This window comes from Pantoea sp. MQR6, assembly GCF_022761075.1.
Lineage (GTDB): Bacteria > Pseudomonadota > Gammaproteobacteria > Enterobacterales > Enterobacteriaceae > Pantoea > Pantoea phytostimulans.
Map to the genome: position 1 here is coordinate 293,851 of NZ_JAKYXB010000001.1, position 18,521 is coordinate 312,371.

Here is an 18,521-nt window from a genome sequence, read left to right on the forward strand (position 1 = left end):
TTTCACTGCCCAGAAATAATGACAGGATGTGATATGCGTCTCTTACTGGTTGAAGATACGGTTGAGCTGGCGCGCTGGTTGCAGAAAGCGCTAACGCAAAAAGGATTTGCCGTGGATTGGGTTGCGGATGGTGTAGCGGCGGATCACATGCTGCACAGCGAGGAATATGTTCTGGTGGTACTGGATGTTTCGCTGCCGCGTATGGATGGTATTGAGGTGCTAACGCGACTGCGTCGGCGCGGAAAAAATGTGCCGGTTTTATTACTGACTGCGCGCAGCGCGCTCGACGATCGGGTGCGCGGGCTGAATCAGGGAGCCGATGATTACCTCACTAAACCCTTTGAGCTGGATGAACTGGAAGCGCGGTTACGGGCACTGTTGCGGCGTAGCCAAACGCTTTCTGCGCAAAACCAGGCGCTAGGCCAGTTGACACGCGATCCTGAAGGCTATTTTTTGCTGGCGGACAAGCCGCTGGCGTTGACCCCGCGCGAAGCCAGCATACTTACAACCTTGATGCAGCGAGGAGGGCGCCCGGTTTCACGCCAGCATCTTTATGAACAAACGTTTACCCTGGCTGATGATGTCAGCCTGGAAAGCATTGAGCTTTACGTACACCGGGTACGTAAAAAACTGGCCGGTAGCGATGTCGCGATTGTGACGCTACGCGGTCTGGGATACAGCCTGGAAACGGTGCCATGCGGCTAATCCGTTCACTGCGTGGCGAATTACTGGCGTGGTTGGGCTTGCCGCTCACGTTGTTGTGGGGTCTGTCGGTTTATACCCATTATCAAAGCGGGCTGGCTGCAGCCAATCAGGCTTATGATCGCTCATTGCTGGCCTCGGCGCGCACCGTTGCTGAACGCTTGGTGGTACGTAATCGTCATCTTGAAGTGGATGTGCCTTGGGTCGTGCTCGACAGCTTTGAGCGCAACATGAACGATCAGCTGTTTTACCAAGTGATTTCGCCGCAAGGTAAAACGCTGTCAGGTTATGACGACCTGCCGCCGATTCCACCCCATCACGCACTTTCAAACGACTGGCCCGCGCTGGTGCATTTTTATGATGGCCGCTATCGACAGCAACCGATTCGCATTGCTGCACTTTGGCAACCCATCAGCGAGGCGGGGGCAGAAGGTATGGCGCTAATTATCGTGGCTGAAACACTGAATTCGCGTCAGGAGTTTGCCCAAGGTTTAATGCGTACGGCGCTGCTGAGTCAAAGCGTGCTGGTGCTGATGACGCTGTTACTGGCGGGATTGATGCTGCGACGCGTACTGCGTCCATTACGACGTCTATCGCGCATTGTTTTACGCCGCGATGTTAGCGAGTTAACGCCGCTTCCATCGTTGCCTTGGTCAGAATTACAGCCGTTGATTATTGCTTTTAATCGCTATCTTGAGCGGTTGCGTGGAATGATGGCGCGTCAGGATCGTTTTAGCGCTGACGCAGCACATCAACTGCGTACGCCGCTAGCAATCCTCAAAACGCAGGTAGGTGTCGCGATGAGCAGCAATTGCCCCGAGCAGTGGCGAGAGAGTTTACAAGGAATGCGACACACGCTGGATGACACTATTTTGCTCACCGATCGATTACTGCAACTGGCGCAAATAAAAGCGCGTCACGGCGAAGAGAAACAGCTGCCGCGCGTCGATTTAGCGGAGATCCTGCGGGATGCCTGTTTCAGCGGTTACACGGCGGCCCGGAACAAGCAGATCGATTTAGGTTACGAAGGTGATGAGAACAGCGAAGTCAAAGGGGATCGCCTGCTGCTGGGCGAGTTATGCGCCAATCTGCTGGACAATGCCATCAAATACACGCCGCTGAACGGGGTAATTACGGCAAGGCTACAGGGGAAAACATTAGAAATAGAAGACAGCGGGCCGGGCATCGACAGTGCGGAACAGGAAAAAGCCTTACAGCCCTTTTCCCGACTTGATCATGGCAGCTTGCAGCCTGGCGCAGGAATAGGATTGGCGTTGGTGCAGGATATTTGTGCATGGCATGGAGCGTTGATTGTCATGGATCGCAGTCCGCTACTGGGCGGACTGCGCGTCACTATCGCGTTTAAATCCGAGTGATACGGCTCGGTTTACGACCTGACAGCGGTGTTTTCAAACGCTGTGCCAAAATCACGCCAAACAGTGTCAAACCTCCGCCAATCCAGTGATAACTGTGCAACTGCTCATGCAGGAACAGCACGGCAATCAGCGCAGTAAATATCGGAATCAGATTCATAAATATAGTGGTGGTGCTGGCACCTAAACGCTGTACGCCATGAATCCACAAGAAAGGCGCAATGATTGAAGCAAACAGGCCCGCGAACGCCACCAACGGGATATTATGCAGATTCAGTGTTACGTCGGGTGCAAATAAAAAACCGGGTAACAGCAGCAGTACGCCAAACACGATCTGCATGTATAAGCTTTGCCAGATCGGCAGCGGTATTGCCCAGCGCTTGGTCAGCACACCATAAAGCGCATAAGAGGCGGAAGCCGCCAGCATCATTAACTCACCTTTGCCTAATCCATGACTCAGCAACAGCGGTAAATTTCCCTCGCTGACCAGCCAAACTAAACCGGCAAATGAGATGATGCTGCCAAAAAGAATCCCCACCGTCGGGGCAATGCGCAGGATCACTACGCTTAACAGCACGGTAAGCAGCGGAATTAATGCGCCGATGATCCCCATAAACAGTGCACTTACGCTGTGCGCGGCGTAATAAGCCAGGCTTTGATACAACACCATACCCAGCAGCCCAAGCAGCAGCAATTGCCCCAAATGCGGTTTAATCTGTCGCCGCTGACGCCATACGCCAGGCAAAATAAACGGCGTTAACACCAGCAGCGCTAACAGCCAGCGATAAAAAGAGATGGCGGCGGGATCAATAGCATCCGCCGACAACTTACTTACGATCGAATTGATCGACCAGATCATCACCGCAATCAGCGGAAACAAGAAACTCATAACGCTCTCCCGATACAGAATGGGCGCAGTGTACGCTTGTCCGGTTTTATTCAGATAGTTAATATCGGACAAAAATCTTTAATGACCGGACATAATGACTTCACAAATCATTTACCAGGCGCCAGTTGATGCCAATGCGCTGCGCTACTTCTTTCGTTTTGAGCAGGCCAATGCGCAAACCGAATATTTGCCGCACGCGCATAGCTGGGGCCAGGTGATCTTTGTGAAAAGTTATGTGCTGGAGATGCGGGTAGAAGGTGAACGGCTGCTCACGCCTGCCGACATCCCTATCTGGATCCCGCCGGGGCTGGTACACAGCAGCTATAATCATCGGCAGGCCCAATTTCGCACCTTTAACCTGGCCGCCGATCTGTGTGAAGGGTTGCCGATCAAAGCGTGCTTGCTGATTGTCGATCCGATCGTGCATGCCATTATGGATGAATTCGCCCGAGAGGAAATTGTGCTGCCTGTCAGCGACGAGCAGTTGCGGCTGTGTAATGTACTGCGCGACCGCTTGCGTCTCGCAGCCGTTCAGGAAAGCTATTTGCCTACGTCGGAAGATAAATTTTTGGCGCCAGTGCTGCACGCGCTGGAGGCCAACCCCGGTGATAACACGACGCTAGCAGCGTGGGCGGCCCGCGTTTTTACCACAGAACGCACGCTGGCGCGCCGCTGTCATCAGCAGCTCAATATGTCATTCAGCGAATGGCGTCAGCGGCTGCGTTTTTTGCGGGCAATTGCGCTGCTGGAGCAGGGCAACAGCGTGCAATCTATTGCTCACGATCTCGGATATAGCTCCGCTTCTGCGCTGATTGTCATGTTTCAACATCAAGCGGGCACCACGCCCGATCGCTACCGCACACGGTTAGGCTAACGCGTGGCTTTGTGCCAGAATAACGCCCTTAAAGACAACAGACAGGAAAGCCGTGGTGAAGATTCTCGTCGATGAAAATATGCCTTATGCCCGTGAACTGTTCAGCCGCACCGGAAACGTGCTGGCGGTGCCGGGTCGTCCTTTACCGGAAGCCGAACTGGCAGATGCCGATGGCTTGATGGTGCGTTCAGTTACCAAGGTGAATGAAGCCTTGCTGGCGGGTAAACCGGTGAAATTTGTTGGTACCGCAACGGCGGGCACCGATCACATCGACGAAGTGTGGCTGCAACAGGCGGGGATCGCTTTCTCTGCCGCGCCGGGTTGTAACGCCATTGCCGTGGTGGAATATGTCTTTTCGTCGCTGCTGTTACTGGCGGAACGCGATGGTTTTCAACTGCGCGATCGCACAGTCGGCATCGTCGGCGTTGGCAATGTCGGCGGACGTTTACAGAAACGTCTTGAAGCCTGGGGCGTGAAAACCGTGCTGTGCGATCCGCCGCGCGCCGATCGTGGCGACGACGGCGATTTTTTGTCGCTGGATGAGGTGGTTAAACAGGCTGATATCCTGACTTTCCACACGCCACTCTTTAAAGACGGACCGTATAAAAGCTGGCATCTGGCTGATTTAGCACTGTTGATGGCTCTTAAACCCAATACCATTCTCATTAATGCCTGCCGCGGCCCGGTGGTCGATAACGTCGCGCTGCTGGAAGTATTGAACATGCGATCGGATCTCAGCGTGATACTGGATGTATGGGAACCGGAACCGGATCTTTCACTGGCGCTGCTCGATAAAGTTGATATCGCCACCGCCCATATCGCGGGCTACACGCTGGAAGGTAAAGCGCGAGGTACCACGCAAGTGTTTGAAGCCTGGAGCGCGTTTATCGGGCAACCGCAGCAGGTGCCACTGAGCGAGTTATTACCGACACCGGAGTTCAGCAGCATTACGCTGCAGGGCGCGCTTGATCAGCCAACGCTGAAACGGCTGGTGCATCTGGTGTATGATGTGCGCCGCGACGACGCGCCCTTACGTAAAGTGGCGGCGCAACCCGGTGAATTTGATCGCCTGCGCAAGCAGTATGAAGAGCGCCGCGAATGGTCTTCGTTGCAGGTGATCTGCAACGATCGCGACGCTGCCGAGATGCTGGCGAAGCTGGGTTTTGATGCGCATTTGCAGGAGAGCTAATCTCATTTCCTTGTAATTTCCGTTGCAGAAAGTCGGCAAATGAGTGAACGCCAGGCACTTACCACAGTAAGTGGACAGGGTAAGCGCGAGTAGCCAACGTATCTGCAATACGAAATATGACCGGGAAAAATCCGAATCCTTGGGCGGTGAATATCACCGCCTTCTGTTTTTATGTCATTGTCTGGAGTAAACCAACATGTCTGACGGCTGGAATATTGCGCTATTAGGCGCAACAGGCGCAGTAGGGAACGCTTTACTGGAGCTGCTGGCTGAACGCCAGTTCCCGGTTGGAGAATTGTATTTGCTGGCGAGTGAAAACGGCGCAGGTGAAACTAAACGTTATGAAGGCCGTTCTGTTCTGGTTCAGGACGCGGCAGGTTTTGACTGGTCACAAGCGCAGTTGGCGTTTTTTGTAGCCGGTCGTGAAGCCTCTTCGCGCTATGCAGATGAAGCCGCTAACGCGGGTTGTTTGGTTATCGACAGCAGCGAACTGTTTGCGCTGTCACCAGACATTCCGCTGGTAGTGCCAGATGTGAATGCGCACGTTTTGGCGGATTATCGCAATCGCAACATTATCTGCGTGGCCGATAGCCTGGTCAGCCAGTTGCTTACCGCACTCAAACCACTGACTGACGCCGCCGGTTTAGGCCGCTTGCAGGTAACAAATTTGATTTCGGTTTCCAACCACGGCAAAGCAGCAGTGGATGCATTAGCGGGTGAAAGCGCGCGTTTGCTGAATGGCGTCCCGGCAGATAACCATTTTTATGGCCGCCAGCTGGCCTTTAACTTGCTGCCACAACAGGCCGATGCCGAAGGCAGCGTGGAGAGCGAACGTCGTCTTATCGATCAGGTACGTAAAGTGCTGCAAGACGAAGGCTTACCGATTGCGGTCACCAGCATTCAGGCGCCGGTGTTTTATGGCAACGCGCAAATCGTTCATGTTGAGAATCTGCGTCCGCTCTCTGCGGAAGAAGCGCGTGCTGAACTGGCGCTCACCGCTGATATCATCCTGAGCGAAGAAGATCAGGTGCCAACGCCTGTCACCGATGCATCAGGCAACAATGAATTAAGCATTGGCGGCGTGCGTAACGATTACGGTATTCCTGAACTGCTGCAGTTTTGGTCAGTCGCCGATAACGTCCGTTTTGGCGGTGCGTTAATGGCAGTGAAAACGGCGGAAAAGCTGGTGCAGGAGTATATGTACTAATGTCCGACAGTCAGACGCAAAAACTGGCGCTCGGCATTGAGTATGACGGCAGCCGCTATTACGGCTGGCAGCGTCAGCAAGAAGTGCGCAGCGTGCAGGAAAAGTTAGAACGTGCGCTGTCAAAAGTGGCCGATCATCCGGTCACTGTTTTCTGCGCCGGACGCACCGATGCTGGCGTGCACGGAACGGGTCAGGTCGTGCATTTTGAAACCACATCGCAACGTGCTGACAGCGCATGGACGTTGGGCGTTAACGCCAATTTACCTGCAGACATCGCGGTGCGTTGGGTAAAATCGGTGCCGGATGAGTTTCATGCGCGGTTTAGTGCAACCGCCCGTCGCTATCGCTATCTGATATACAACCAGCGCTTGCGTCCGGCCGTTCTGAGCCGCGGCGTGACACATTTTTATCATCCGCTGGATGCTGAAAAAATGCAGCGTGCGGGGCAATGTTTACTGGGGGAGAATGACTTCACCTCATTCCGCGCGGTGCAGTGTCAGTCTCGTACGCCATGGCGCAACATGTTGCACCTTAACGTGACGCGTCAAGGGCCGTACGTCATCGTGGATATCAAGGCCAACGCCTTTGTGCATCATATGGTGCGTAACATTGTTGGCAGCCTGATGGAAATTGGCTGCGGCAATCAGCCAGAATCGTGGATGGCTACGCTGCTGGCAGCCAAAGATCGCACGCTGGCGGCGGCGACAGCCAAAGCTGAAGGGCTTTATCTGGTGGCGGTGGATTATCCATCCCACTTTGCGTTACCACAGCCGTCGATGGGACCGTTGTTCCTCGCGGATTAACCAAAAATTTAGGACAGGAAGAGAGCGTTATGGAGTTTATCCATTTTGTGGTCGATTTTATTTTGCACATTGATGTGCATTTGGCTGAATTGGTAGCGCAGTACGGCATTTGGATTTACGCCATTCTGTTTCTGATTTTGTTCTGCGAAACCGGTTTAGTGGTAACGCCTTTTTTACCAGGCGACTCACTGCTGTTTGTGGCCGGTGCGCTGGCGGCATTGCCGGGTAACGATCTCAATGTGCATCTGATGGTAACACTGCTGGTGATTGCGGCAATTCTCGGCGATGCGGTTAACTACACCATAGGTCGACTGTTTGGCGAGCGGTTGTTTAGCAACCCGAATTCCAAAATTTTCCGTCGCAGCTATCTGGATAAAACCCACGCTTTCTATGCACGTCACGGCGGCAAAACCATTATTCTGGCGCGCTTTGTGCCTATCGTGCGTACTTTTGCGCCATTTGTCGCCGGGATGGGGCATATGTCATATCGCCACTTCGCGTTGTTTAACATCAGCGGCGCGTTGTTATGGGTATTACTCTTTTCCTATGCGGGTTACCTGTTTGGCGATCTGCCGGTGGTACAGGAAAACCTCAAACTCTTGATCGTCGGGATTATCGTGGTCTCAATTTTGCCGGGCGTGATTGAAGTCTGGCGTCATCGTCGCCAGGCGAAGCAGCAAAAACAGCCGTAAGCGGCAAGGTTGCTCAGGGGTAAGACCAGATTTTTATCCACAGTCTGAACGGGTTGTGGTTTAATGAGCGAAATTTCCCGTCTGCTGAAGCCGTTTTCAGCAGCATCAAGACGACTGGACCAGGTCAGTTTCAACAGAAAGGTCATCAATGAGCTGGATTGAACGCATTCTTAACAAAAGCAATATTACGCCTGCTAGCCGCGCCAGTATCCCGGAAGGGGTTTGGACCAAATGCGATAGCTGTGGACAGGTACTTTATCGTGCCGAACTGGAGCGTAATCTTGAGGTCTGCCCGAAGTGTGACCACCATATGCGCATGCGCGCACGCGAACGTCTCACCACTTTTCTCGATCAGGGAACGCTGGTGGAGTTGGGCAGCGAGCTGGAACCGAAGGATCTCCTGAAGTTCCGTGACTCGAAAAAGTATAAAGATCGTTTGGTAGCCGCACAAAAAGCCACCGACGAGAAAGACGCACTTATCGTAATGAAAGGCCAGTTACACAGCATGCCAGTGGTTGCGGCAGCATTTGAATTCACCTTCATGGGTGGTTCAATGGGGTCTGTGGTTGGCGCACGCTTTGTGCGTGCAGTTGAGCAGGCGCTGGAAGATAACTGTCCGCTGATCTGCTTCTCTGCCAGTGGCGGTGCGCGTATGCAAGAAGCGCTGATGTCGCTGATGCAAATGGCGAAAACCAGTGCAGCGCTGGCAAAAATGCAGGAGCGTGGTCTTCCGTACATCTCTGTGCTGACCGACCCAACCATGGGTGGGGTTTCTGCCAGCTTCGCGATGTTGGGCGATCTCAACATCGCGGAACCGAAAGCGCTGATCGGCTTTGCCGGCCCTCGCGTTATCGAGCAAACCGTACGTGAAAAACTGCCGCCGGGTTTCCAGCGCAGTGAGTTCCTGATTGAAAAGGGTGCGATTGATATGATCATTCGCCGCCCGGAAATGCGTTACAAACTGGCAAGCCTGCTGGCCAAAATGATGAATCTGCCGGCACCGCTGCTCGATGGCGACCAGTCTGCATCAACGACTGAGCCAGAAAGCAACGACGCCTGACAGGAGATAGAAAGGCACGCCTGTCGCGCCTTTCACCAATGCACCGCATACCTCAGCGCTGATTCAGCCAGGTATAATTGAGCAAAACGGGACATATGGACAATCTTCACCTTCCTCAAGCCACGTCGCCTTTGGCCACGTGGCTTTATTATCTTGAGCACCTTCATTCTCAAGCTATCGACATGGGGCTGGATCGTATTCGCCAAGTGGCGCAACGTCTGGACCTGTTGAAACCTGCCTCTTTTATTTTCACTGTCGCCGGCACCAACGGCAAAGGCACTACGTGTCGCACTCTTGAAACACTGCTGATGGCGGCGGGTTATCGGGTGGGCGTCTATAGCTCGCCGCATCTGGTGCGTTATACCGAGCGCGTACGCGTGCAAGGACAAGAGCTGACTGAGGCGCTGCACACCGCCAGCTTTGCTGAAATTGAAGCCGGGCGTGGCGATATTTCGCTGACGTATTTCGAATACGGCACGTTATCGGCGCTGAAGCTGTTCCAACAAGCGCAGCTCGATGTGGTGATCCTCGAAGTGGGCCTTGGCGGTCGTCTGGATGCTACCAATATTGTTGATGCTGATGTTTCGGTCATCACCAGCATTGCCCTCGATCACCTTGACTGGCTGGGGCCGGATCGTGAAAGCATTGGCCGTGAAAAAGCAGGTGTGTTTCGCGCAGGCAAGCCCGCTATTGTTGGTGAGCCGGATATGCCGCTTAGCATCGCTGCGGTCGCCAATGAGAAGGGCGCACAGCTGATTCAGCGCGATCGTGACTGGTCTTATCGTCAACAGGCAGAAAGCTGGTCGCTGCGAGATGCGTGGGGCGAGCTGAATGATTTACCGCTGCCGCAAGTGCCGTTGCCGAATGCCGCCAGCGCTATCGTGGCGCTGCGTGCTTCCGGTTTAAACGTCAGCGAAGACCAAATTCGCGCTAATTTACCGCTGGCTATTTTGCCTGGTCGCTTTCAAACAGTAAGCGAATCGCCGCGCGTTATCCTGGATGTGGCGCACAATCCTCATGCGGCAGCTTACCTTGCATCTCGCCTTGCGACGTTAGCGAATAAAGGTGCGGTGCATGCGGTGGTTGGCATGCTGCATGATAAAGATATTGCCGGCACGCTGGCCGCTTTAGCGCCTCAGGTTAATCACTGGTATTGCGCGCCACTGGATGGCCCACGTGGTGCAACGGCCCAACAGCTGATGTCACATTTACCGCAGCAGGCGCAGGCCTTTGCTGACGTAGAGCACGCCTGGCAGCACGCACGCGAGCAGGCGAAGCCACAGGACATCGTACTGGTGTGTGGATCGTTCCACACCGTGGCACAGGTCATGGAATCGATGGAAACGGAGAAAGGGCGTGGCGAGTAAGTTTCAAAACCGTCTGGTCGGTACCATTATTCTGGTCGCGGTTGGCGTGATTGTGCTGCCGGGGCTGCTGGATGGACAGAAGAAGCATTATAAAGAAGAGTTTGCCGCGATCCCGTTGGTGCCTAAGGCAGACGATCAGCAGGACAGCGAAATGGTACCGCCGGTAACGCAGTCACTGCCTGCACAACCGCCAGAAGGCGCGGGTGCCGCCGTTGATAACAACGGTGGTAAATCCAATAGCGTGGCTGAGCATGGCAGTATCAAACCTGGCGATGACAGCCAGCCGAGTGTGGTGACACCACCACCGGTGCATCAGACTGCGCCGTCCCAGCCGGTCAGCCAACCTAAACCGAAGCCGATTGAGCCGCCAAAACCTAAACCTGTGGAACAGCCGAAGCCAAAACCTGTGGAGCAGCCAAAACCGAAACCGGTTGAGCAACCCAAGGCGGCAGAGCAGCCTAAAACCACGGAAAGCAGTGCGCCAACGGGTCAGGCTTATGTGGTGCAGCTCGGTGCGTTGAAAAATGCCAGCAAGGTAAACGAAATTGTCGCACAGCTGCGTTTGTCGGGTTATCGCGCCTTTACCGTTCCGTCTTCGCCGGTGCAGGGACAAATTACCCGTATCTATGTCGGCCCGGATGCGTCAAAAGCCAAGATGCAAGAGGCGGTTTCTGAGCTCAAAAGTATCTCCGGTTTAGGCGGTGTGGTTAAGCCATACAGTGCACACTAAAAAGGGTTATTGATGCTGCTTATAACAACAATAGGCAGCATCTTTTTAGTGATAGCATTTACGGTTAAAGAGTGGAAATCAGGTGAAATGATTTGATTTTCAACGGGTTAATAAATTGTAAGTCCATTGGGCGAGTGAAGATTTTTTCATCGCCTTTTTTATGGAAACAGAACTGGAAAACCGCTACGCAAACGTTTTCTTTTTCTGTTAGAATGCGCCCCGAACTGGATGCAGGGGCGCAATTGCGCTGGAAGTATTCATGATCTGGATTGATTACGTCATTATTGCGGTAGTTGGTTTTTCGGCTCTGGTCAGCCTGGTTCGCGGGTTTGTCCGGGAGGCCTTATCTCTCGTTACCTGGGGATGTGCGTTTTTTGTCGCCAGTCATTATTACGCCTTTCTTGCAGTCTGGTTTACAGGTTTTGACGACGAACTGGTTCGTAACGGTATCGCCATCGGTGTGCTGTTCGTTGCTACCCTAATAGTGGGCGCGATCGTGAACTACGTTATCGGCACGCTGGTAGAAAAAACCGGCTTGTCGGGAACCGACCGAGTATTGGGCGTCTGTTTCGGGGCGTTGCGTGGTGTGCTGATCGTAGCCGCTATGCTTTTCTTTCTCGATACATTCACGGGGTTTTCAAAAAGCCCCGACTGGCAACAGTCTCAACTCGTTCCCCAGTTCAGTTATATAATCAGGTGGTTTTTTGATTACCTGAAAAGCACGTCGAGTTTTTTACCCCGGTGACGCCATCGGGAGTGCGGCTTAATGAGGAAATGACAACATGTGCGGTATTGTCGGTATCACCGGTTTCATGCCGGTAAACCAGTCGATCTATGACGCGTTAACGGTGCTCCAGCACCGCGGGCAGGATGCCGCAGGCATTTGTACTATCGATGCGCTGAATTGCTTCCGCCTGCGTAAGGCAAACGGTCTGGTCAGCGACGTTTTCGAAGCACGCCACATGCAGCGTTTGCAGGGCAATATGGGCATCGGTCACGCACGTTACCCAACGGCGGGCAGCTCCAGTGCCTCTGAAGCACAGCCATTCTACGTAAACTCGCCGTACGGCATTACTCTGGCACATAACGGTAACCTGACCAACGCGCATGAACTGCGCGCACGCCTGTTTGAAAAGGGCCGTCGTCACGTTAACACCACCTCAGATTCTGAAATTCTGCTGAACATTTTTGCGGCAGAACTGGATCGCTTCCCGCATGATCCGCTGGAAGCTGACAATATTTTTGCCGCTGTGGCTGCGGTGCACCAGCAGGTGCGCGGCGCCTATGCTGTGGTTTCGATGATTATCGGTCACGGCATGGTTGCCTTCCGCGATCCAAACGGCATTCGCCCGCTGGTATTGGGCAAACGCGTTATCGCAGATGGCCGCACCGAATACATGGTCGCTTCTGAAAGCGTCGCGCTTGATACGCTAGGCTTTGAATTTATCCGTGACGTTGCGCCGGGTGAAGCCGTCTACGTTACTGAGCAAGGGCAGCTTTCAACGCGTCAATGCGCTGAAAACCCAAAGAGCAATCCATGCTTGTTTGAGTATGTTTACTTCGCTCGCCCAGACTCTTTCCTCGACAAAATTTCTGTCTACAGCGCACGTGTTCGCATGGGCACCAAGCTGGGCGAAAAGATTGCACGTGAATGGGAAGATCTGGATATCGATGTGGTGATTCCGATCCCGGAAACGTCAACCGATATCGCGCTGGAAATTGCGCGCATTCTGGATAAACCGTATCGCCAGGGTTTTGTGAAAAACCGCTATGTTGGCCGTACCTTTATTATGCCAGGCCAGCAGTTACGTCGCAGCGCGGTTCGCCGTAAGCTGAACGCTAACCGCGCCGAGTTCCGTGATAAGAATGTTTTGTTGGTCGATGATTCCATTGTGCGTGGCACCACCTCAGAACAGATCATTGAGATGGCGCGTGAAGCGGGTGCAAAACGTGTTTATCTGGCTTCCGCCGCCCCGGAAATCCGTTTCCCGAACGTGTACGGCATTGATATGCCGAGCGCAACTGAGTTGATTGCTCACGGCCGTGAAGTGGATGAAATCTGCCAGTTGATCAAAGCGGATGCGCTGATTTTCCAGGATCTCGATGATTTGATCGAAGCGGTACGTGAAGAGAACCCAGACATCACGCAGTTTGAATGCTCGGTGTTCAACGGCATCTACGTGACGAAAGATGTTGATCAACAGTATCTGGAATATCTCCAGTCGCTGCGTAATGACGATGCAAAAGCAATTGCACGTCAAAACGAAGTGGAGAATCTGGAACTGCATAACGAAGGGTAATCTCTGGCGTTGATGCAAAAAGAGAAGGCGAGAGAAATCTCGCCTTTTTTATTTATTCCTTAAGCCGCGTTATGATGGCGCACTCAAAAAATAGCAAGGCTGAACTATGAAACGACTCATCATTGGCATCTCGGGTGCAAGCGGCGTGATTTATGGCGTGCGCATGTTGCAGGTTTTGCAGCAGGTCGCTGAGGTGGAAACGCATTTAGTGATGAGCAATGCGGCGCGCCAAACGCTGGGTTTGGAAACCGATTACAACGTACGCGAAGTACAAGCGCTGGCTAATGTGGTGCATGACGTGCGCGATATTGCGGCAAACATCTCTTCAGGATCGTTTAAAACGCTTGGCATGGTCATTCTGCCATGCTCAATGAAAACCTTATCTGGCATTGTTCACAGCTACAGCGACTCCTTGCTAACGCGCGCTGCCGATGTCGTACTCAAAGAGCAGCGCAAGCTGGTGTTATGCGTACGCGAAACGCCGCTGCATGTCGGTCATTTACGCATGATGACCACCGCTGCTGAGCTCGGTGCGATCATCATGCCGCCGGTTCCCGCTTTTTATCATCGCCCCGTTACGATTGATCAGCTCGTAGATCAAACAGTTAACCGTGTTATTGACCAGTTTGACATCGAATTACCGCAAGATCTCTTCACGCGCTGGCAAGGTGCATAGCATTAATTAATTGCACCTTTATGGTGCGTAAGCGCGCCGAAGATCACTGTTCGTGCATTTGATGCACCAAAAGTTAACACCGTCTCTTTTTCTGGATGACATCACTGATATATTCCTCCTACACGCCTAGCGATTTCGCCTATGTAGCGTAACGTTTAGTGCGCGGATAACTTGCAGAACTGGCATGAAACATGCAGATTAATTTGCGCAAACACATCACGTAGCACATAACAAAAAGCACTTCACTTGAGGGTAATCTATGAAAAAGCGTGTTCTGGCTCTTTCTCTGATGCTGGGCTTGACCAGCGCCGCCAGCGTGTTCGCCGCGGTGCCGGGTTCAATCCGTATTGGAACTGATCCAACTTACCCGCCGTTTGAGTCGAAAAACGCGCAAGGACAGTTAGTCGGCTTTGATATCGATCTCGCCAACGAAATCTGTAAACGTATCAACACCAAGTGCACCTACGTTGAAAGCGATTTTGATGCGCTGATCCCATCGCTGAAAGCGAAAAAAATTGATGCCATTATCTCTTCACTTTCCATCACAGCTAAACGCCAGGAAGAAATCGCCTTTTCTGAAAAGTTGTATGCCGCTAACGCGCGTTTAGTCGCGCCGAAAGGGTCAACTATTCAGCCGACCATTGATTCGCTGAAAGGCAAAAACATTGGTCTGCTGCAAGGCACCACGCAGGAAACCTACGCCAATGAAAACTGGCGTGCGAAAGGCGTTACCGTAACGCCTTATGCTAATCAGGATCTGGTTTATCAGGATCTGAATGCAGGCCGCATCGATGCCGCTTTCCAGGACGAAGTGCAGGCGAGCGAAGGTTTCCTGAAACAACCGGTTGGTAAGAATTACACCTTTGCGGGTCCAGCAGTGAAAGATGACAAAATCTTTGGTGTAGGCACCGGTATGGGCTTGCGCAAAGATGATGCCGAGCTGAAAACCGCCATCGACAAAGCTGTCGATGAGATGCGCAAAGATGGGACTTACGACAAAATTGCTAAAAAGTACTTTGATTTCAATGTATACGGTGACTGAGTAAAACCTGTCTACTTTATCCCTGGTTCTTTGTGACACCGACGAGCTGGCTGCGCTCCATCCTCTCATGATCCACGAGGCTAAGCGCACCAACCGTCTGTGATACTGATTGCCGGGATAAAGCTGCCCGCTGTGAATGGCGGGCAGCTATCCGTTTTCACCCCATGACAGGATCATTTTCATGCTGTATGGCTATTCTGACGTAATTCTTAGAGGCACCTTAGTCACGCTGGAGCTGGCGCTTAGTTCAGTGGTGCTCGCGGTTGTCCTTGGACTGCTAGGCGCAGGCGCTAAAGTCTCTCGCAATCGTCCATTAGCGATGATCGCTAATGGCTACACGACCTTGATTCGTGGTGTTCCAGACCTCGTTTTAATGCTGCTGATCTTCTACGGTTTGCAGATCGCTCTTAACCAACTCACCGATGCACTCGGACTAAGCCAGTTTGATATCGATCCGATGGTGGCCGGTATTATTACGCTCGGCTTTATCTACGGCGCTTACTTTACCGAAACCTTCCGTGGCGCATTTTTAGCGGTGCCAAAAGGGCAAATAGAAGCGGCAACGGCATTCGGTTTTACCGGTTCGCAGGTTTTCCGCCGTATTTTATTCCCGGCGATGATGCGTTATGCGCTGCCTGGCATTGGCAATAACTGGCAGGTGATTTTGAAAGCGACGGCGCTGGTGTCGCTGCTCGGACTGGAAGACGTGGTTAAGGCTACGCAGCTGGCGGGCAAAAGCACCTGGCAACCGTTCTATTTTGCGATTGTCGCTGGGGTGATTTATTTAGTGTTTACCACACTGTCGAATGGTGTGTTGTGGTGGCTGAATCGCCGCTACACGGTGGGTGTTAAAAGGGCAGAGTTATGATTGATATTATTCAGGAATACTGGAAAGCGCTGCTCTGGACTGATGGTTATCGTTTCACCGGCGTGGCGATCACGCTGTGGCTGTTGATCCTTTCGGTCGTGATTGGCGGCTGCCTGGCCGTGTTGTTAGCCATTGCGCGCGTCTCGCCAAACCGTTGGGTAAGTACGCCGGTATGGCTGTTCACGTATATCTTCCGCGGCACACCGCTTTATGTGCAGCTGCTGGTATTTTATTCCGGCATGTATACGCTGGAGATTGTGAAAGGAACTGAGCTGCTAAACGCTTTTTTTCGTAGCGGTCTGAACTGTACGTTACTGGCTTTCACGCTGAATACCTGCGCTTACACCACCGAAATTTTTGCCGGGGCTATTCGTTCCGTGCCGCATGGTGAAATTGAGGCCGCGCGTGCTTACGGCTTTTCAAATTTCAAATTGTATCGCTGCATCATTCTGCCTTCTGCGCTGCGCACCGCTTTACCGGCCTACAGTAATGAAGTGATTTTGATGCTGCACTCCACGGCGCTGGCGTTTACCGCCACGGTGCCCGATTTGTTGAAAGTGGCGCGTGATATCAACTCCGCCACCTATCAACCCTTTACCGCATTTGGTATTGCCGCCGTGCTTTATCTGATTATCTCTTACGTGTTGATCAGCTTGTTCCGCCTCGCGGAGCGTCGCTGGCTGGCGCACGTGAAACCCTCTTCATCGCATTGAGTAAGACATATGGCTGAAAATAAATTAAGCGTCACCGAATTGCACAAACGTTACGGTGAACATGAAGTGCTGAAAGGGGTCTCATTGCAGGCCGATGCTGGCGACGTGATCAGCATCATTGGGTCATCCGGTTCAGGGAAAAGTACCTTTTTACGCTGCATCAACTTCCTCGAAAAGCCGAGTGAAGGCACCATTGTGGTTAACAATGAGCAGATTGCGCTGGTGCGCGACACCGATGGACAGCTAAAAGTCTCTAACAAAGAGCAGCTGCGTTCCCTGCGTACTCGCCTGACCATGGTGTTCCAGCACTTCAATCTCTGGAGCCACATGACAGTGCTGGAAAACGTGATGGAAGCGCCGATCCAGGTGTTGGGCCTGAGCAAAGCAGAGGCGCGCGAACGCGCCATTAAATATCTCGATAAAGTCGGCATTGATGCGCGAGCCTGCGCTAAATATCCGGTACACCTTTCTGGTGGACAGCAGCAACGTGTTTCGATTGCGCGCGCGTTGGCGATGGAGCCGGAAGTACTGCTGTTTGATGAACCCACCTCGGCACTCGATCCCGAATTAGTCGGTGAAGTGCTACGTATCATGCAAAAGCTGGCTGAAGAGGGCAAAACCATGGTGGTGGTGACGCATGAAATGGAATTTGCCCGTCACGTTTCCAGCCACGTTATCTTTCTGCATCAGGGCAAGATCGAAGAGCAAGGGCCGCCAGCCGAACTGTTTGGCAACCCAAAAAGCACACGCTTGCAGCAATTCCTCAAAGGTTCACTGAAATAAACGTTTTCCCGCGTCTTCGGGCGCGGGATCGTTACCTGCCAATGTATGCCGGACACAACTTTTGGATGGCGCTAATTCCAGCGGTTATGTTGCCGTTTTTCGACATCGTTGGTGCGGTGTAGGCTTACACCAGGCTATGAGTGTTTGCTGGCTTATTGACGTTTATTCACCACGTACCGCAGCCGAATCACGGTAAATTGCGCGAGTCAGTAAATTCACCGCTGGCATTGCAGTAAAAATAACGGGAGCGTCAGGCTCCCGATGAGTTACGTTTTTACGACATCCTGCAGGGCTTCTTGCAGATCATACCAGCGGAAGCCGAAGCCCGACGACTCCAGCCTTTTCGGCAAAACATGTTGTCCACCTAATACCAATACCGATGATTCACCCATCATCAACTTGATGGCGCTGGCTGGCGTACGCATAAAAGCGGGGCGATGCATAACATGGCCAAGCGTGGCAGCAAACTGTTCATTCCGAACCGCGTAAGGAGCAACCATGTTAAACGGGCCGCTCAACGCCTCATTATCTAACAGCCAGAGAATGCCATTCACCATGTCGTCGATATGGATCCACGGCATATATTGTTTTCCGCTGCCGATAGGGCCGCCAATACCCAGTTTGAACGGCAACTTCATTTTACTTAATGCGCCACCTTCCTTGGCTAAAACGACGCCGGTTCGTAGCAGGCAAACACGGGTGCGATCGCTTTGTGCGCTAAGCGCCAACTGTTCCCAGCGGGCGCATAAAGTGTGCTGGAACTCTTCGTGGCCCGGATCCTCTTCCGTTAATACCAACTCACCGGTGTTACCGTAAAAACCGGTGGCTGAACCTGAAATCAATACCTTTGGTGGCGTGGTGCTGGCATTAATCAGTGAGGTAATTCGCTCGGTGATTTGCCAACGGCTTTCACACAATTGCTGTTTATGAATTTCTGTCCAGCGCTTATCGGCAATCGGTTCGCCAGCGAGATTGATCACGGCATCGACGCCATCAAGGTTTTGCTGTTGCGCCAATCCAGACCAAAACGCGACGTTATCCCCCAACTTTTCGCGTGCGCTGACGACGTCACGCGTGACAACGCTGATGTGATGACCCAGCAGCTGTAAACGAGGAATGAGGTGGCGACCAATCAATCCAGTACCACCCGTAATGAGAATATGCATGTTGCGACTCCTTATACTTTTTGTTTTCCGCTGTAATCAGCATAGAAGAGTGCGAGAGGAGTAGCGTGAGCCGCTTCGAGGTTTCAT

General features: G+C 52.7%; 19 protein-coding genes and 1 pseudogene. 18 read left to right on the forward strand and 2 right to left on the reverse strand.

Annotated features, from left to right (window positions below):
• Nucleotides 1-33 precede the first annotated feature (33 nt).
• Nucleotides 34-705, forward strand: a complete 672-nt coding sequence (tctD, locus tag MUG06_RS01385; protein ID WP_243077504.1) for a transcriptional regulator TctD — start codon at nt 34-36, stop codon at nt 703-705.
• A complete protein-coding gene (locus MUG06_RS01390; RefSeq protein ID WP_215846070.1) occupies nt 696-2,078 on the forward strand; it encodes a sensor histidine kinase in 1,383 nt (460 codons plus the stop codon). Before tctD ends, MUG06_RS01390 begins: the two co-directional genes overlap by 10 nt.
• Here MUG06_RS01390 and MUG06_RS01395 read toward each other — a convergent pair.
• Nucleotides 2,065-2,964, reverse strand: coding sequence for a DMT family transporter (locus tag MUG06_RS01395; protein WP_215846071.1), 900 nt, complete (start codon nt 2,962-2,964; stop codon nt 2,065-2,067). The genes MUG06_RS01390 and MUG06_RS01395 overlap by 14 nt on opposite strands.
• Nucleotides 2,965-3,058: 94 nt before the next feature.
• On the opposite strand from MUG06_RS01395, the gene MUG06_RS01400 reads away from it, so the two are divergent.
• The 16 genes and pseudogenes from MUG06_RS01400 to MUG06_RS01475 all read left to right on the forward strand — a co-directional run.
• Nucleotides 3,059-3,838: a helix-turn-helix transcriptional regulator gene (locus tag MUG06_RS01400; RefSeq protein WP_243077505.1), complete on the forward strand. Its 780-nt coding sequence runs from the start codon at nt 3,059-3,061 to the stop codon at nt 3,836-3,838.
• Between the two features lie 55 nt (nt 3,839-3,893).
• Nucleotides 3,894-5,027 carry a 4-phosphoerythronate dehydrogenase PdxB gene (gene pdxB / locus MUG06_RS01405; RefSeq protein WP_215846072.1) on the forward strand — a complete coding sequence of 378 codons (1,134 nt, stop codon included), beginning with the start codon at nt 3,894-3,896 and terminating at the stop codon, nt 5,025-5,027.
• Nucleotides 5,028-5,223: 196 nt separating this feature from the next.
• Nucleotides 5,224-6,234, forward strand: coding sequence for an aspartate-semialdehyde dehydrogenase (locus tag MUG06_RS01410; RefSeq protein ID WP_215846073.1), 1,011 nt, complete (start codon nt 5,224-5,226; stop codon nt 6,232-6,234).
• The gene (gene truA / locus MUG06_RS01415; RefSeq protein ID WP_243077506.1) at nt 6,234-7,037 is read left to right on the forward strand and encodes a tRNA pseudouridine(38-40) synthase TruA; all 804 of its coding nucleotides are present in this window, start codon (nt 6,234-6,236) and stop codon (nt 7,035-7,037) included. The genes MUG06_RS01410 and truA overlap by 1 nt, the downstream gene beginning before the upstream one ends.
• A 29-nt stretch (nt 7,038-7,066) precedes the next feature.
• A complete protein-coding gene (locus tag MUG06_RS01420) occupies nt 7,067-7,729 on the forward strand; it encodes a DedA family protein (protein ID WP_215846074.1) in 663 nt (220 codons plus the stop codon).
• Between the two features lie 148 nt (nt 7,730-7,877).
• Nucleotides 7,878-8,789 carry an acetyl-CoA carboxylase, carboxyltransferase subunit beta gene (gene accD / locus MUG06_RS01425; protein ID WP_215846076.1) on the forward strand — a complete coding sequence of 304 codons (912 nt, stop codon included), beginning with the start codon at nt 7,878-7,880 and terminating at the stop codon, nt 8,787-8,789.
• Between the two features lie 95 nt (nt 8,790-8,884).
• Nucleotides 8,885-10,156 (forward strand): bifunctional tetrahydrofolate synthase/dihydrofolate synthase, encoded by a 1,272-nt coding sequence (folC, locus tag MUG06_RS01430; protein WP_215846077.1) that lies wholly within the window; start codon nt 8,885-8,887, stop codon nt 10,154-10,156.
• Complete coding sequence (gene dedD, locus MUG06_RS01435) at nt 10,146-10,886, forward strand: cell division protein DedD (RefSeq protein WP_243077507.1); 741 nt, start codon at nt 10,146-10,148, stop codon at nt 10,884-10,886. Before folC ends, dedD begins: the two co-directional genes overlap by 11 nt.
• A 259-nt stretch (nt 10,887-11,145) precedes the next feature.
• A complete protein-coding gene (gene cvpA / locus MUG06_RS01440; RefSeq protein ID WP_243077508.1) occupies nt 11,146-11,631 on the forward strand; it encodes a colicin V production protein in 486 nt (161 codons plus the stop codon).
• A gap of 37 nt (nt 11,632-11,668) precedes the next feature.
• A complete protein-coding gene (gene purF, locus MUG06_RS01445) occupies nt 11,669-13,186 on the forward strand; it encodes an amidophosphoribosyltransferase (protein ID WP_215846080.1) in 1,518 nt (505 codons plus the stop codon).
• A 106-nt stretch (nt 13,187-13,292) separates the two neighbouring features.
• Nucleotides 13,293-13,862: a UbiX family flavin prenyltransferase gene (locus tag MUG06_RS01450; RefSeq protein WP_243077509.1), complete on the forward strand. Its 570-nt coding sequence runs from the start codon at nt 13,293-13,295 to the stop codon at nt 13,860-13,862.
• A gap of 259 nt (nt 13,863-14,121) precedes the next feature.
• Nucleotides 14,122-14,904: a lysine/arginine/ornithine ABC transporter substrate-binding protein ArgT gene (argT, locus tag MUG06_RS01455; RefSeq protein WP_243077510.1), complete on the forward strand. Its 783-nt coding sequence runs from the start codon at nt 14,122-14,124 to the stop codon at nt 14,902-14,904.
• A gap of 181 nt (nt 14,905-15,085) precedes the next feature.
• On the forward strand, nt 15,086-15,772 hold the full coding sequence (locus MUG06_RS01460; protein WP_215846081.1) for a histidine ABC transporter permease HisQ: 687 nt from the start codon (nt 15,086-15,088) through the stop codon (nt 15,770-15,772).
• Complete coding sequence (locus tag MUG06_RS01465) at nt 15,769-16,485, forward strand: ABC transporter permease (RefSeq protein ID WP_243077511.1); 717 nt, start codon at nt 15,769-15,771, stop codon at nt 16,483-16,485. Before MUG06_RS01460 ends, MUG06_RS01465 begins: the two co-directional genes overlap by 4 nt.
• Nucleotides 16,486-16,494: 9 nt before the next feature.
• Nucleotides 16,495-17,268 (forward strand): histidine ABC transporter ATP-binding protein HisP, encoded by a 774-nt coding sequence (gene hisP / locus MUG06_RS01470; RefSeq protein WP_243077512.1) that lies wholly within the window; start codon nt 16,495-16,497, stop codon nt 17,266-17,268.
• 32 nt (nt 17,269-17,300) lie between these two features.
• Nucleotides 17,301-17,504 (forward strand): annotated as a pseudogene (locus tag MUG06_RS01475) (cytochrome C biogenesis protein CcdA); the annotation flags it as partial.
• A 30-nt stretch (nt 17,505-17,534) separates the two neighbouring features.
• On the opposite strand, the gene MUG06_RS01480 reads toward MUG06_RS01475, so the two are convergent.
• On the reverse strand, nt 17,535-18,434 hold the full coding sequence (locus tag MUG06_RS01480; RefSeq protein ID WP_215846084.1) for a TIGR01777 family oxidoreductase: 900 nt from the start codon (nt 18,432-18,434) through the stop codon (nt 17,535-17,537).
• Between the last annotated feature and the right edge of the window lie 87 nt (nt 18,435-18,521).

What these genes read in the sequence shown, in the direction of transcription:
- MUG06_RS01410 (WP_215846073.1), top strand. Translation starts at nt 5,224, where the DNA reads ATGTCTGACGGCTGGAATATTGCGCTATTAGGCGCAACAGGCGCAGTA.
- MUG06_RS01480 (WP_215846084.1), bottom strand. Translation starts at nt 18,434, where the DNA reads ATGCATATTCTCATTACGGGTGGTACTGGATTGATTGGTCGCCACCTC.
- folC (WP_215846077.1), top strand. Translation starts at nt 8,885, where the DNA reads ATGGACAATCTTCACCTTCCTCAAGCCACGTCGCCTTTGGCCACGTGG.
- cvpA (WP_243077508.1), top strand. Translation starts at nt 11,146, where the DNA reads ATGATCTGGATTGATTACGTCATTATTGCGGTAGTTGGTTTTTCGGCT.
- MUG06_RS01460 (WP_215846081.1), top strand. Translation starts at nt 15,086, where the DNA reads ATGCTGTATGGCTATTCTGACGTAATTCTTAGAGGCACCTTAGTCACG.
- tctD (WP_243077504.1), top strand. Translation starts at nt 34, where the DNA reads ATGCGTCTCTTACTGGTTGAAGATACGGTTGAGCTGGCGCGCTGGTTG.
- MUG06_RS01395 (WP_215846071.1), bottom strand. Translation starts at nt 2,964, where the DNA reads ATGAGTTTCTTGTTTCCGCTGATTGCGGTGATGATCTGGTCGATCAAT.
- argT (WP_243077510.1), top strand. Translation starts at nt 14,122, where the DNA reads ATGAAAAAGCGTGTTCTGGCTCTTTCTCTGATGCTGGGCTTGACCAGC.
- accD (WP_215846076.1), top strand. Translation starts at nt 7,878, where the DNA reads ATGAGCTGGATTGAACGCATTCTTAACAAAAGCAATATTACGCCTGCT.
- truA (WP_243077506.1), top strand. Translation starts at nt 6,234, where the DNA reads ATGTCCGACAGTCAGACGCAAAAACTGGCGCTCGGCATTGAGTATGAC.
- MUG06_RS01465 (WP_243077511.1), top strand. Translation starts at nt 15,769, where the DNA reads ATGATTGATATTATTCAGGAATACTGGAAAGCGCTGCTCTGGACTGAT.
- MUG06_RS01390 (WP_215846070.1), top strand. Translation starts at nt 696, where the DNA reads ATGCGGCTAATCCGTTCACTGCGTGGCGAATTACTGGCGTGGTTGGGC.
- purF (WP_215846080.1), top strand. Translation starts at nt 11,669, where the DNA reads ATGTGCGGTATTGTCGGTATCACCGGTTTCATGCCGGTAAACCAGTCG.
- MUG06_RS01420 (WP_215846074.1), top strand. Translation starts at nt 7,067, where the DNA reads ATGGAGTTTATCCATTTTGTGGTCGATTTTATTTTGCACATTGATGTG.
- MUG06_RS01400 (WP_243077505.1), top strand. Translation starts at nt 3,059, where the DNA reads ATGACTTCACAAATCATTTACCAGGCGCCAGTTGATGCCAATGCGCTG.
- MUG06_RS01450 (WP_243077509.1), top strand. Translation starts at nt 13,293, where the DNA reads ATGAAACGACTCATCATTGGCATCTCGGGTGCAAGCGGCGTGATTTAT.
- hisP (WP_243077512.1), top strand. Translation starts at nt 16,495, where the DNA reads ATGGCTGAAAATAAATTAAGCGTCACCGAATTGCACAAACGTTACGGT.